The 13,007-nt window shown below is 66.2% G+C and carries 16 protein-coding genes; 9 read left to right on the top strand and 7 right to left on the bottom strand.

The window, feature by feature from the left end; translation table 11 throughout:
- Window positions 1-11 precede the first annotated feature (11 nt).
- From EDE12_RS04080 to EDE12_RS04065, 4 genes are all read left to right on the top strand, one after another.
- The gene (locus tag EDE12_RS04080; RefSeq protein WP_024881415.1) at window positions 12-485 is read left to right on the top strand and encodes a CYTH domain-containing protein; all 474 of its coding nucleotides are present in this window, start codon (window positions 12-14) and stop codon (window positions 483-485) included.
- Window positions 486-565: 80 nt separating this feature from the next.
- Window positions 566-1,180, top strand: a complete 615-nt coding sequence (locus tag EDE12_RS04075) for a ribonuclease D (RefSeq protein ID WP_024881416.1) — start codon at window positions 566-568, stop codon at window positions 1,178-1,180.
- Window positions 1,181-1,367: 187 nt separating this feature from the next.
- On the top strand, window positions 1,368-2,066 hold the full coding sequence (gene lptC, locus EDE12_RS04070) for an LPS export ABC transporter periplasmic protein LptC (RefSeq protein ID WP_024881417.1): 699 nt from the start codon (window positions 1,368-1,370) through the stop codon (window positions 2,064-2,066).
- Window positions 2,063-2,683, top strand: coding sequence for an LptA/OstA family protein (locus EDE12_RS04065; protein ID WP_051592581.1), 621 nt, complete (start codon window positions 2,063-2,065; stop codon window positions 2,681-2,683). Before lptC ends, EDE12_RS04065 begins: the two co-directional genes overlap by 4 nt.
- A gap of 6 nt (window positions 2,684-2,689) precedes the next feature.
- Here EDE12_RS04065 and EDE12_RS04060 read toward each other — a convergent pair whose 3' ends face one another.
- The 4 genes from EDE12_RS04060 to EDE12_RS04045 all read right to left on the bottom strand — a co-directional run bounded on the left by EDE12_RS04060 (window position 2,690) and on the right by EDE12_RS04045 (window position 5,570).
- Window positions 2,690-3,151: a YbhB/YbcL family Raf kinase inhibitor-like protein gene (locus EDE12_RS04060; protein ID WP_024881419.1), complete on the bottom strand. Its 462-nt coding sequence runs from the start codon at window positions 3,149-3,151 to the stop codon at window positions 2,690-2,692.
- A 1-nt stretch (window position 3,152) separates the two neighbouring features.
- Window positions 3,153-4,271: an alanine dehydrogenase gene (gene ald, locus EDE12_RS04055; protein WP_024881420.1), complete on the bottom strand. Its 1,119-nt coding sequence runs from the start codon at window positions 4,269-4,271 to the stop codon at window positions 3,153-3,155.
- A 12-nt stretch (window positions 4,272-4,283) separates the two neighbouring features.
- Window positions 4,284-4,931, bottom strand: a complete 648-nt coding sequence (locus EDE12_RS04050) for a phosphoribosyltransferase family protein (RefSeq protein ID WP_024881421.1) — start codon at window positions 4,929-4,931, stop codon at window positions 4,284-4,286.
- 72 nt (window positions 4,932-5,003) lie between these two features.
- Complete coding sequence (locus EDE12_RS04045) at window positions 5,004-5,570, bottom strand: cold shock domain-containing protein (RefSeq protein ID WP_024881422.1); 567 nt, start codon at window positions 5,568-5,570, stop codon at window positions 5,004-5,006.
- A 111-nt stretch (window positions 5,571-5,681) separates the two neighbouring features.
- Here EDE12_RS04045 and EDE12_RS04040 point away from each other — a divergent pair, with 111 nt between their 5' ends.
- The 3 genes from EDE12_RS04040 to EDE12_RS04030 are packed head-to-tail and all read left to right on the top strand — an operon-like array spanning window position 5,682 to window position 9,228.
- Window positions 5,682-6,347 (top strand): dienelactone hydrolase family protein, encoded by a 666-nt coding sequence (locus EDE12_RS04040; protein WP_348630675.1) that lies wholly within the window; start codon window positions 5,682-5,684, stop codon window positions 6,345-6,347.
- Window positions 6,344-7,861 carry a ribose-phosphate diphosphokinase gene (prs, locus tag EDE12_RS04035; RefSeq protein WP_084768589.1) on the top strand — a complete coding sequence of 506 codons (1,518 nt, stop codon included), beginning with the start codon at window positions 6,344-6,346 and terminating at the stop codon, window positions 7,859-7,861. Before EDE12_RS04040 ends, prs begins: the two co-directional genes overlap by 4 nt.
- Window positions 7,858-9,228, top strand: a complete 1,371-nt coding sequence (locus EDE12_RS04030; protein WP_026599608.1) for a nicotinate phosphoribosyltransferase — start codon at window positions 7,858-7,860, stop codon at window positions 9,226-9,228. The genes prs and EDE12_RS04030 overlap by 4 nt, the downstream gene beginning before the upstream one ends.
- On the opposite strand, the gene EDE12_RS04025 is transcribed toward EDE12_RS04030, so the two are convergent.
- Window positions 9,212-10,225, bottom strand: coding sequence for a hypothetical protein (locus tag EDE12_RS04025; protein ID WP_036291937.1), 1,014 nt, complete (start codon window positions 10,223-10,225; stop codon window positions 9,212-9,214). The genes EDE12_RS04030 and EDE12_RS04025 overlap by 17 nt on opposite strands.
- A 26-nt stretch (window positions 10,226-10,251) precedes the next feature.
- Here EDE12_RS04025 and EDE12_RS04020 point away from each other — a divergent pair, with 26 nt between their 5' ends.
- Together EDE12_RS04020 and EDE12_RS04015 are read left to right on the top strand one after the other, a co-directional pair.
- Window positions 10,252-10,863, top strand: a complete 612-nt coding sequence (locus EDE12_RS04020; protein WP_026599610.1) for a nicotinamidase — start codon at window positions 10,252-10,254, stop codon at window positions 10,861-10,863.
- A 3-nt stretch (window positions 10,864-10,866) separates the two neighbouring features.
- Entirely contained in the window at window positions 10,867-11,268 is a 402-nt protein-coding gene (locus tag EDE12_RS04015) for a DUF3775 domain-containing protein (protein ID WP_026599611.1), read from the top strand.
- 2 nt (window positions 11,269-11,270) lie between these two features.
- Here the strand turns inward: EDE12_RS04015 and EDE12_RS04010 are convergent, their stop codons facing one another.
- Both EDE12_RS04010 and EDE12_RS04005 read right to left on the bottom strand, forming a co-directional pair.
- A complete protein-coding gene (locus EDE12_RS04010; RefSeq protein WP_026599612.1) occupies window positions 11,271-12,221 on the bottom strand; it encodes an endonuclease/exonuclease/phosphatase family protein in 951 nt (316 codons plus the stop codon).
- Window positions 12,222-12,285: 64 nt separating this feature from the next.
- Window positions 12,286-12,807 carry an Hsp20/alpha crystallin family protein gene (locus EDE12_RS04005; RefSeq protein WP_024881430.1) on the bottom strand — a complete coding sequence of 174 codons (522 nt, stop codon included), beginning with the start codon at window positions 12,805-12,807 and terminating at the stop codon, window positions 12,286-12,288.
- Window positions 12,808-13,007: the final 200 nt, after the last annotated feature.

The following is a 13,007-nucleotide window of genomic DNA, read 5'->3' as shown; positions in this document are numbered from 1 at the left end:
AGGAGGAAGGAATGGGCGTGGAGATCGAGCGGAAGTTTCTGGTCACGCGTGAGCTGTGGCGGCCGCGCAACGACGGCGTGGCCTTTCGCCAGGGCTATCTCTCGCGCGCCGAGGATCGCGTGGTGCGCGTGCGCATCGCCGGCGGCGCCGCCTTTCTGACGATCAAGGGCCGAACCTCCAACGTCACCCGCTCGGAGTTCGAATATCCCATTCCCGTCGAGGATGCGCAGATCATGCTCGATCGCCTGTGCGAGCGGCCGCTGATCGAGAAGACGCGCTATGAGGAGGTGTTCGGCGGCCATTTCTGGACCGTCGACGTGTTCCTGGGCGAGAATGACGGGCTGATTATCGCCGAGATCGAGCTCGGCTCCGAGGAGGAGAGCTTCGACCGTCCGGGCTGGCTCGGCCGCGAGGTCTCGGGCGATCCGCGCTATTTCAACTCTGAATTGTCGAAGCGGCCCTTCGGCTATTGGAACACGCCATAGCGGTTCCGAGCCCCGCTTCGACAAAGCCCCCGGAAATCGGCTAAAGATCGCTCTCCCTCGAGAAAGCGAATCAAAAGCCCATGACCATCCGCCTGCATACGGGCGACCTGCCGGACGGCGCCGATCTCGGCCCCGTCGTCGCCATCGACACGGAAACGCTCGGCCTCAATCCGCATCGCGACCGGCTCTGCCTCGTCCAGCTCTCCGGCGGCAATGGCGACGCCGATCTCGTGCGCATCGCGCCGGGCCAGACCGCGGCGCCCAATCTGACGCGCATGCTCGCCGATCCGAAGGTGCTGAAGCTCTTCCATTTCGCGCGCTTCGACATCGCCATTCTGGCGAAGACCTTCGGCGTGATGGCGGAGCCCGTCTATTGCACCAAGATCGCCTCCAAGCTCATCCGCACCTACACGGATCGCCATGGGCTGAAGGATCTCGTGCGCGAATTGCTCGGCGTGGAAATCTCCAAGCAGCAGCAATCCTCCGACTGGGGCGCGGCGACACTCTCGGACGCGCAGCTCGCCTATGCGGCCTCGGACGTGCTCTATCTCCACGCGCTGCGCGAGAAGCTCGACGCCATGCTGGCGCGCGAGGGCCGCGCCGATCTCGCGGCTCCCTGCTTCGAGTTTCTGCCGACGCGCGCGCGGCTCGATCTCGCTGGCTGGCCGGAGACCGATATTTTCTCGCATGAATGACGCCTCGAATTCGCCATGCGGCCGGCGTTATCTCGCGGCGGCGCTAGAGTGTTTTCGAGCGAAATGGGAACCGGTTCGCGTGAAGAAAACACGACCGAACAAGGTGATCTAGATTCGCTCCGGCTCGATCTGAACCGGAATGACGCTAGAACAAGGATGACGAGCAGAATTGGCGGGCAGAATCAGAATGAACGACGCCTCGCCGCCGAGCGACAGACGCGATCGGCTCGCCTCCATCGTCGCGCCGCGCCGCGACGCCATTCCGCAGGCGCGGCGCCATTCCCAGCGCGTCGCCCGGCTGCGACGCTGGCTGCTGTGGGGCAGCGGCGCGATCGTCGCCGCCGTGGCCGTGGGCGTGGCGCTTCATTCGCTGCGCTTTCTGCCGGCGGATCTGCGCTTCTCCCGCATCGCCATGCAGGGCACGCGCATCACCATAGAGAGCCCCAAGCTCGTCGGCTATCGCAAGGATGGCCGCCCCTATGAGCTACGCGCCCGCACCGGCATTCAGGATATCGCCAAGCCCGATGTGTTCGAGCTGGAGCAGCTCGAGGTGCATATTCAGAGCGACAATGAATCGAATGTCGTGCTGACGGCGGAACATGGCCTCTATGACGCCAAGAACGACCGCGCCGATCTCTCCCGCGGCGCCCGCGTCTTCGACGGCAAGCATTATGATTTGCGCACCGAAGCGGCCATCATCGATTTTCGCGGCAATATCGTCACCTCCGACCATCCGACCAGGCTGACGCTGGACAGATCGGTGGTGACGTCGCAATCGGTCGAATTCTCGCAGAACGAGCGCCGCGCGACATTCTCCGGCGCAGTGCATACGACGCTGCCCGGCGACGACGACGACGCTGGCGCGGCGGAAGGATCGTCTCCATGAAAATGATCACGATGAAAATGATCACGACGAAAATCATTGCTTTCCTGACCATTCCCGTCTTCACGGCCGCGCTTATGACCGCCGCGCCGCTCGCCGCCAAAGGCCGCTCCAGCGGCATTCTCCCCGGCGCCAGCGCCAAGGACCCGGTCGACATAGACGCGGGCAAGCTCGACTATTTCGACAAGGAGCAGAAGCTCGTCTATTCGGGCGGCGTCATCGTCGTGAACGGCCCCTCCACGCTGAAGGCCTCGCGCCTCATCATCTTCCTCGACAAGGCGCAGCCGGGCCAGGAGAGCAACGGCGGCAGCGACCGCGTTCGCCACATAGACGCGGAAGGCCCGGTGACGCTCGTTTCCAAGGATCAGATCGGCACCGGCGATCACGGCAGCTATGAGCGCGGCGAGAACAAGGTCTATCTCATCGGCAATGTGACCCTGACCAAAGACAATGGAGTCGTGAGGGGAGAGAAGCTTACCTACGACACGGCGACGGGCCAAGCGACCGTGATCGAGAAGCCCGGCCAGCGCGTGCGCAGCATTTTCACGCCCGGCGAGGTCAAGGGAGACAATAAGGAGAAGAAGGAGCCCGCTCCCGCCGCGGAACGCCGCGCCGACTGAGGGCGCTCAGCGCTGATAGACGCCGACCAGCGCCGTCTCCTCGAGCAGGACCTCATTGGCGGCGCGCTCCACCTCGAGACAGCTCGGCTCCTTGCGCGCCACGGCGAGCGAGGCTGTGGAAAGCGCCATCAGCCGGAAACGATAGCGATGCGCGCCATGGCGCGGCGGCGGACATGGCCCGCCATAGCCGGAGCCCTCGAAATCATTGATCCCCTGCGAGAAGCCGCGCTGCGGCCCCGGACGCCCGGCGCCTTCCGGCAATCCCGTGGCGTCGCGCGATAGATCATAGACCGCCCAATGGCGCCAGACGCCGGCCGGCGCGTCTGGATCGTCGCAGAGCAGCACGAAGCTCTTCGTCTGCGCAGGCGCGTCGCTCCAGCGCAGCGGCGGCGAGACATTGGCGCCGTCGCATGTGTATTTGCGCGGTATCTCCTCCCCATGGGCGAAGGCCGACGATAGCAGCCGCATATTACGCTCCTGTCGTGAATTTCTCCGCCGCCGCGACAGCGAGACCGAGCGCCGCGGCGACGGCTGCGTTGACGATCTCGCCGCGGGCCACTGAGAGGCCGGCGGAAAGATGCGGATCCTCACGCAAGGCGCCGAGCCCTTTGTCGGCGAGCGCCAGCACGAAAGGCAAGGTCGCGCTGGCGAGCGCGAATGTGGAGGTGCGCGGCACGGCGCCCGGCATGTTGGTGACGCAATAATGCACGACGCCATCGACGACATAGGTGGGATCGGAATGAGTCGTCGGCCGCGAGGTCTCGCAGCAGCCGCCTTGATCGATCGCGACATCGACGATGACCGCGCCCGCCTTCATGCCCGCGACCATGCCGCGGCTGACGAGCTTGGGCGCCGCCGCGCCCGGAACCAGCGCCGCGCCTATGACGAGATCGGCGCGCCGCACCAGCTCCGCTATCGCCGTCGGCGTCGAGAAAATGGTGCGCGGCGCATTGCCGAAGCGCGCGGAGAGGCGCCGCAGCGGCTCGGCGCCGCGATCGGCGACGATGACGCTCGCGCCCATGCCGAGCGCGATCATCGTCGCCTGCGTTCCGACTGTCCCGGCGCCGAGAATCATCACCTCGGCCGGCGGCGCCCCCGGCGCGCCAGCGAGCAGAACGCCGCGCCCGCCCATGGATTTCTCGAGACAGCGCGCGCCCGCCTGCGGCGCGAGCCGCCCAGCGATCTCCGACATGGGCGTCAGCAGCGGCAGACCGCCGAAGGGCGAAGTCACGGTCTCGTAAGCGATGCAGATCGCGCCGGAGCGCATGAGATCGAGCGCCAGCGCACGATCGGCGGCGAGATGCAGATAGGCGAACAGCAGCTGCCCCGGCCGCAATCGCGCGCGCTCCTGCGCGAGCGGCTCCTTCACCTTCACGATGAGATCGGCGGAGGCGAAGATCGCTTCCGGCCCTTCCACCAGCGCGGCGCCCGCCGTCTGAAAATCGCCGTCCGAAATCCCCGCGCCGACGCCGGCGCCGCTCTCCACCATGACGAAATGCCCGCGCTGCACGAGCTCGTAGACTCCGGCCGGCGTCAGCGCGACGCGAAACTCATTGTCCTTGATTTCCTTGGGCGCGCCGACGCGCATCATGCTCTCCGATCACGCGAGCGGCGAGAAGCGATCGAGAATCTCGATCACCTCCGCATCCTCGATCTGGCGAAAATTCTCGTAGAAGAAGCCGATCGCGCCGAAGCTCCGATAATCCTCGAGGCAGACGATCTCATCGGCCTCGTGGCGAAGCGCTGCGAGCGCATCGGTGGGCGCGACGGGAATAGCGAGAATGAGCTTGCGCGGATGCAGCGCACGAACCGCGCGCAGCGCCGCGCGCGTCGTCGCGCCGGTCGCGACGCCGTCATCGACGACGACAGCGAGCTTGCCGCCGACATCGGGCCGCGTCCTGCCGCGCAGATAGGCCCCGCGTCGTCTCTCTAGCTCCGCCCGCTCGCGCGCACAGACGGAATCGAAAACGGACTCCGTCACCTCCGCCGCATCGATCACATCCTCATTGCGCACAATGATCGGCGCGCCGCCATTGGCGATCGCGCCCATGGCCAGCTCCGGCTGATAGGGAACGCCGATCTTGCGCACCAGCACGAGATCGAGAGGCGCCTTCAGCCTCTCGGCGATATGCGCGGCGACGGGAACGCCGCCGCGCGGCAATGCATAGACGACACAAGCTTGGCCGGCATGCGCGGCGAGCGCATCGGCGAGGCGGCGACCTGCGTCGTCACGGTCTCGAAACGGCATGGCGATCCAGCTCCGGCGCGGATGCGCGACGCCATCGATATAGTCGGGAGCCGCCGCGATGCGAGAGGCCGCTCACGAAGGCGCCCGCTCGCCGAGCGGCCGCACCGCGCTGGCCTGAGGGCCATCCTCGGCGTCTTCAGGCACATAGCGCACACGATCGCCGCGCTCGAGCGCATCGAAACCCGCGCCTTCGACGCTATTACGGTGAAAATAGAGTTCCTGCCCATCCTCGCCTTCTAGGAATCCATAGCCGTCCTCGCGCATCAGCCGGCGCACGACGCCGAGCGCGGGCTCGGCATGCTGCTTCACATGACCCTCGAGGCGACGCACCTGATCCTGCAGCCGGCGGCGCGCGCGTTTGAAAGCGTCGTTCAGCGCGAAATCGAAATCCTGATAGCGCTCGTCCTGCGGCGGCGTGCGCTCGACGATCGCCTCGCGCCCATCCGGCAGAGCGAGCCGTATGTTGATCTCATATTGCCCGCCCGTGTGATGACGCGCGCTCGGCGCCTTGACCACGATGCGGCAAGCGGTGACGCGGCCGAAGCGAGTCTCGAGCTCGTCGATCTGACGCGCGATGCGCGCCTGCGCCTGCGGCGAAGCCTCCATGCCTTGAAAATCGATTTCCGGCGTCGTCTGCATGGCCGAGCCTCCGTTTTCGTGACGCGAATTTCGCCGCCGCTCGTGCGAGCAGCGCGATAGATAGATAGGGCGTGCGGAGGAAGTCGCGCCGCCGGCGGAAGGATGCGCATCATGATGACGACGCCGATCGCCGAGTTCGAGGTTGCCGTCGGGCCGCGCCGGCTCGGCGGCTCGCTCGCAGTTCCAGAAGATGCGCAGGGCTCGATAATCTTCGCGCATGGCTCGGGCTCGTCGCGCTTCAGCCCACGCAATCGCTTCGTCGCGGCCGCGCTGCGCGAGAGGCGCCTCGCGACATTGCTGATGGATCTGCTGAGCGAGGAAGAAGCCGAGGACCGCCGCAATGTCTTCGACATTCCCTTGCTGGCCAGCCGCGTCGTCGAGGCGATCGACTGGGCCGCGATCGAGCCTCTGCTCCGCAATCTGCCGATCGGCCTCTTCGGCGCCAGCACGGGCGCGGCCGCAGCTCTCGTCGCGGCGGTGGAACGGCCGCAAAAGGTGAAAGCGATCGTCTCGCGCGGCGGACGCCCCGATCTCGCGGGCCATGCGCTAGAGCATGTGCGCGCGCCGACTCTGCTCATCGTCGGCGGACTCGATTTCGAAGTTCTTAATCTCAATCGCATCGCGGCGAGACGCTTGGCCGACGCACGGCTCGACGTCGTGCCAGGCGCGACACATTTGTTCGAGGAGACTGGAACTCTGGAGCAGGCGGCCGCGCTCGCGGCGGAATGGCTGGCCGAGAAATTGGCGCGGCGCGATCGAAGCGAGAGATTCGCATGACCACGCTGGCCCAGACGCAACCTTATCTGAAGCGTCTCTTCGAGCGCATCGATCTCGCGCCGCGGCCGATCGGCGTCGAGACGAGCCGCGCGCTCGAGCATTGGCGCGCCTCACGCCGCGGCGTTGCGCCGACTTTCGCCGATGTCGTCGCCGATCTGCGTCATGGCGGCTTCGCCTTTCGCGCCGTGCCGGAAGCGCGCGATTATGAGATCGTGATCGGCGCCAAAGCGGTGGCGCCGCTGCTCGGCGCCGTCGCGGAAGGCGCGCGCTTGAGCGAGGCGCCCAACCGCCGCGGCGCCGTGCGCCTGCGCCGCCTCTTCGATGAAGCCTTGCGCGCCGGCGAGCCTGCGCTCGTGGAGTTCACCCTGGTCGAGAAAGGCCGCGACCGCGCCGGCGTCGAGCTGCTCGCTGCTCCGCTCGCGCTCGCCGATGGCGCGCTCGGCGCCGTGCTCGGCGCGCTGAACATTCAGCGCTATGAGGCGCCGGCGCCGGCGCATGAGCCGCCGCCGGCGACGGACGAGCCGATCGCGCTGTTCGCGCTCGGCTCCAGCCGCGCGCTCGGCGAGCGCGTCGCGCGCGAGCTCGCGATCACGCTTTCGCCGCATGAGGAGCGCCGCTTCGAGGATGAGGAGCGCAAGACGCGGCCGCTCGTCGGCGTGCGCGACAAGGATGTCTATGTCCTCGCGAGCCTCGAGGGCGAGACGGGCGACAGCGGCGCCGACAAGCTTTTGCGCCTTCTCTTCTTCATCGGCGCGCTGCGCGACGCCGGCGCCGCGCGCGTCACCGCCGTCACGCCCTATCTCTGCTACGCGCGCAAGGATCGCCGCACCAAGCCGCTGGACCCTGTGGCCACGCGCTATGTCGCGCAATTGCTGGAGGCGATCGGCGCCGATCGCATCGTCGCCATAGACGCGCATAATATCGCGGCCTTCGAGAACGCCTTTCGTATAGAGGCCGTCGCGCTCGACGCGCAGGCGCTGTTCGCGCGCTATTTCGCGCATCGGCTCGGCGCCGAGCCTGCAGCGATCGTCTCTCCCGATCTCGGCGGCGAGAAGCGCGCCGAGCTGTTCCGCCAGCGCCTCGAGACCATCCTCGCGCATCCGGTGGCGAAGGGCTTCATGGACAAGCATCGCAGCATGGGCGAGATCGCCGGCGAGATTTTCGCCGGCGATGTGGCTGGCCGCGCGGTCGTCATTCTCGACGATCTCATCAGCAGCGGCGGCACGATGGCGCGCGCCGCGCGCGCCTGCCGCGCCAATGGCGCGACGCGCATCTTCCTCGCCGCGACGCATGGACTCTTCGCGCGCGACGCCGACAGCGCGCTGCGCGAGGCGCCGATCGAGGAGATCGTCGTCACCGACACGGTCGCGCTGAGCGAAGCCGTCGCGCAACGCTTGCGCGGGCGCCTGGTGACGCTCGGCGTCGCGCCGCTGCTCGCCGAGGCGATCGCGCGCCTCCACAGCGGCGGCTCCATCGACGAATTGCTCGACACAGGTCCGAAAGGCGCCCCATGACCGCAAATGCTCTCTTCGTCGATCTCTATGAGATCGCCATGCTCCGCGCCTATTTCGAGCTCGGCATGGCGGAGCGCCGCGCCACATTCGGCCTCTTCGTGCGGCGTCTGCCGCCAGCGCGCAATTTCCTGCTCGCCTGCGGCCTCGCCGATGTGCTGAGAGAGCTGCACGAGCTGCGCTTTTCGGAAGACGATTTGCGCTATCTCTCCTCGCTCGGCTTCGGGCGCGAGTTTCTCGACTGGCTCGCGCGATTTCGCTTCACCGGCGACATTCGCGCGCTGCCGGAGGGCACGCCCTTCTTCGCCAATGAGCCCATTCTCGAAGTGACGGCGCCGATCGGCGAGGCGCAGATCGTCGAGACGCTGATCCTCAATCAGATCGGCCTGCAGACCATGCTCGCCTCCAAGGCGGCGCGCATGGTCTTCGCCGCGCGCGGACGCGCCATCGTCGATTTCGGCGCGCGCCGCGCGCAAGGCTTCGACGCCGCGCTGAAAGGCGCGCGCGCTTTTCATATCGCCGGCGTCGCCGCCACCTCCGATCTCGCCGCGGGCAGAGCGCATGACATCGCCGTCGCCGGAACCATGGCGCACAGCTTCATCGAGGCCTGCCCTTCGGAGGCCGCCGCCTTCGAGGCCTATGCGCGCATGTTTCCCGGCGCGACGCTGCTGGTCGACACCTATGATACGCTGGAAGGCGTGCGCAAGATCGTCGCGCTGGCGCAGGAGATGGGCGCCGATTTCGACGTGCATGCGATAAGGCTCGACTCCGGCGACCTCGATGCGCTGTCGCGGCAGGCGCGGCGCATATTGGACGAAGGCGGGCTCACGCGCGTCGAGATCGTCGCGAGCGGCGGGCTCGACGAAACGCTCATCGATCGCCTCGCCGCCTCGCATGCGCCGATCGACGCATTCGGCGTCGGCACGGAAATGGCGGCTTCCACCGATGCGCCGGCGCTCGATATCGCCTATAAGCTCGTGGAATTCGCTGGCGAGGGGCGCATGAAGCTGTCGCCCGGCAAGCGCAATCTACCGGGCCGCAAGCAGATCTTCCGCCAATTCCACGATGGCGTCGCGCTGCGCGACGTCATCGCGCGCGAGGACGAGCGCTACTCCGGCGTTCCATTGCTCGAGCCGGTGATGCGCGACGGCGAGCTGGTGAAGCCGCATCCGAGCCTGCCCGACATTCGCGAGCATGCGCGCGCGGCGATGGCGGCGCTGCCGTCCGACGCCCGCGGCCTTTCGCCTTGCGCCGGTCCCTATCCGGTGACGATCAGCGTGAGCCTCGCCGAATATGAGCGCGAGGTGGAAGCGTCTCTCACGCGCAAGGCTCCGCGGACGCGACAGCCGCATCTCACCCGATGCGCGTGAGGCGCTCACGCGCGAGCGCGAGATAGCGGCGCGCGAGCGGCTCCCATTTGTCCTTGTGACGCGGCGCGGGATCGAGCAGATGAGCGAGCGAGAGACGCACACGCAGCAGCGCGCGACAAGCGCCATAGAGCGCAAAGAGCGCGGGCGGCGGCGGAGTTGGCAAACGCCGCGCCGTGGCCTCGACAATGGCCGCGCCGATTTGCGGCGCGCCGAGCAGAGCGCATTCGAGATCGAGAAAAGCGAGCTCGTCGAAAGGATCGACCTGCCGCAATTCATCATTGAACTCGAGACAATCGAAAATCGCCAGCGGCTCGCAAAAGCAGATATGCTCGGGTCGCAAATCGCCATGTCCATCGACGATGCGCCCTTCGCGCACGCGCGCCTCCAGCGCCGGCGTCTGCGCTACCAGCAGGCGATCGACGCGATCGAGCAGAGCCACGGCGTCGTAATGATCGAGCGCGAAATCGCGCAGGGTGATGATGCGTCGATTTTCCGCCTGCTCGCGAAAGAAGCGCGCGACATATTCGGACGCGGAGATGGTGGAGCGATCGGCGCCCGCATAAAAGGCGGCAAGACGCATTGCGAGCGCCTCGATCCGGCGCGCGTCGACAGCGCCGGCAGCCAGCAGACGATCGAGCATCAGCTCGGCCGGCAAACGCTTCATCTCGACGAGCCAATCGACGATCTCGCCCGCGCCGCCGATCGCCAATCGTCCATCGGCGAACGTGACCGGAACCACATCGAGATAGACATTCGGCGCGAGGCGACGATTGAGCCGAAGCTCTGCGCGACAATCGGCCTCACGCGCGCGCGGCGTCGAAAAATCCAGGAAGGCGAAGCGCACGGGCTTCTTCAATTTATAGACGCGGTCTCCCGCAAGGAACAGGCGAGACATATGTGTCTCGACGACATCGACGCCGGCGGGCGCGCGCGCGAGGCGACGCTTCAGCTCCTCGGCGAGGCGATCGGATGGCGCTCGGTCTTGCGGCGAAGACATAGGCGGCTTCATTGGAGGAGGTCGCGATGACGAGAAAGAAGATAGGGCTGCGCTCGACCGACGCTCTCCTGATCGTCGATCTTCAGCTCGACTTTTTTTCGGGCGGCAAGCTCGCTGTTCCAAAGGCCGAGGAGATTCTCCCGGTCGTCAATGAGGTCATCGACGAGGCGCGCCGCTCCGGGACTCAGATCATCGTCTCGCGCGACTGGCATCCGCCGGACCATGTGAGCTTTGCCGCGCAGGGCGGAGAATGGCCGCAGCATTGCGTGCGCGGCAGCAGAGGCGCGGAGTTTCACCCTGAGCTGCGCCTGCCGCCGGGCGCTTTGTTCGTCTCCAAGGCCAAGCGCGCGGAGCGCGAGCAATATTCCGATTTCGACGGCACCAGCCTCGCGGAGGAGCTGCGCCGGCGCGCCATAGATCGCATTTTCGTCGTCGGTCTCGCCGAAGATTTCTGCGTGAAATGCAGCGCGATCGACGCTGCGCGTCTCGGCTTCGAGACTCATGTGCTGCGCGCGGCCACGCGCCCAGTGACACGCGAGGGCGGCGAGAAGGCGCGCGCGGAAATGCGCGCCGCTGGCGTGACGGTGATCGAGCCGTCCCGCGCCCCATATGACGTCGATCACATCTCGAGGACGTGAGCCATGCCGGAAATCAATACGGATAAAGTCTGCTTCGTCATCGTCAAGGCGCGCGAGCTGGAGGCCGAGGACGAAGGCATGCGGCCCGACGCCTCCAATCCTTCCGACGATAAATTCGTGAGCGTGCTGACGGAGGAGGGATGGTCGCCAAATCGCCGCGAGCTCGTCGAGTTCATCGAAGCGATGGACGATGATGAGCAGGCGGAACTGGTCGCGCTCGTCTGGGTCGGACGCGGCGATTTCATCGCCGATGATTGGGATTCCGCCGTCATTCAGGCGAAGGAGCGACGCAAAGGGCCGACCTCGAAATATCTGCTCGGCATTCCGCTGCTGGCGAGCTATCTGGAGGCGGGGCTCGACGAGTTCGACGAGAGCTGCGAAGGCTTCGAGGACGATCGGCAATAATCTCAAAGACGAAAGCGCGCGACGAGCGGCGCATGGAGCGAGCCGAGAATCGGATCTTGCGCCGTCGCCTCGTCTGCGAGGCCGTCATTCGATATCACGACCTCCTCGCATCGCGACGCGAGAGCGGGCGACGCCAATATCTGGTCGATGAGCGTCTTGCGGCCGGCGTGAATCACTGTGAAACGCTCTCGCTCCGCAATGCGCAGCGCGAGCGGGGCGAGACTGCGCGGCCCCGCCGCGGCCTCTTCCGCGCCCCAGAGAATGCGCGCGGGCGCATCATAGGCGTCGCAATTGAGATCGCCGCAGACGGCGATGAGCGGCGCATTCTCCACATCGAAGATGCGATCGACGAAGAGCCGCGCCTCCAGCGCCTGGCCTTCGCGCTTTTGCGCGGCGAGCCATTGGCCTTCCGCGAAGGCGCGGCTCGATTTGCGATCCGCCTCGCCCGGCAGCGGCACGGCGCGCGGCGCGCGTAAATGCAAGTTCAGCACATGTAGCGTTGCGCCATCGGGGAGCATGATGCGCGCATAGAGGATGGGCCGCTCGAATAGAATGTCGATCGGCTGCGGGGCGCTCGTTTCCGGCGGCGGAATCCAGCGCCAGGGCGCGATTATGTCGTGATAGAGCTGGCGGCGCTCGACGATCGGCCAGCGCGAGAGCAGCGCGAGATTGTGGATATCGGCGGGCGCGTCGGCGCCTGGACGCGAAGTCGTCGCGCGGAAGAAATTCGCATAGCCGCCGCCTTCGACGAGACGATCGAGCGCGATGAAGCGTCGCGGCGCATGCGCGGTCTCGCGCTGCGCATCGACCTCCTGAAGGCAGAGAATATCGGCGTCGATCGCCGCGAGCTGCGGACGCAGCACGGCGAGGCGCCGATCGAATTCGTCCTGCGCCGATGGCGACCAGTCCAAATTCTCTATGTTGAAGGTCGCGAGGCGAAAATGGCCCGCCATTCGTCGAAAATCCGTCTCGCGCCCTCTCCCGCGCGCGGCGGGAGAGGGAGATTGCCGTCGCCGCTCACGCTGCCTTTATATCGATATTCTTCTCGGATTTCTGCGCCTGCGCCGATTTGGGCAGATGCACGGTCAGCACGCCTTTGGCGAAGGTCGCGTCGATCTTGTCAGCCTCGACATTCTCCGGCACGCGAAAGGCGCGACGGAAGGAGCCATAGCGACGCTCGGAGAGGAAATAGCCCTTGTCCTTCTCCTCGCGCTGCTCCTTCTTCTCGCCGCAGATGATGAGCGAGCCGTTGGAGAGCTTCACCTCGACATTCTTCTCGTCTATGCCGGGAAGCTCCGCGGTGATCTGATATTCCTTGTCCTTCTCGACGAGATCGACCGCGGGCGTCGCCGCCCAGCCGATGCCGAAGCGTCCGAAAGGCTCGAGATCTGGCGTCGCGCCTTTTTGGAAGGGCGCATCCTCGAACAAGCGATCGATCTGCCGCCGCAGCGTCTCCAGAGGATGCCAGTCGAACAATCCAGAGTTCGGCAGCGTCTCCTTCGATTCTTTCACCGGAACTCTCGTCTGCGCTTCCGCCATTTCCGCCTCCTCTATCAAAATGGACGATCGGCGTGGCACGCGCGTCGGCGCGCTCGCACGACGCCTGTGACGTAGGAGCGCCGCGCGAAAAGACAATCGGCGCATTGCGTCGGCGAAGGGCGGATAGGATGAGAAGCGATCGAAAGCGAAGGCTTTCGCTGCGGGGCGACGCCATAGGCAAAGTGTCGCGGCCGGTTATA

Source organism: Methylosinus sp. sav-2 (assembly GCF_004366495.1).
Classification (GTDB): domain Bacteria; phylum Pseudomonadota; class Alphaproteobacteria; order Rhizobiales; family Beijerinckiaceae; genus Methylosinus.
Note: the sequence above shows the minus strand (reverse complement) of the source record. Positions and strands in the feature narration are given on the sequence as shown.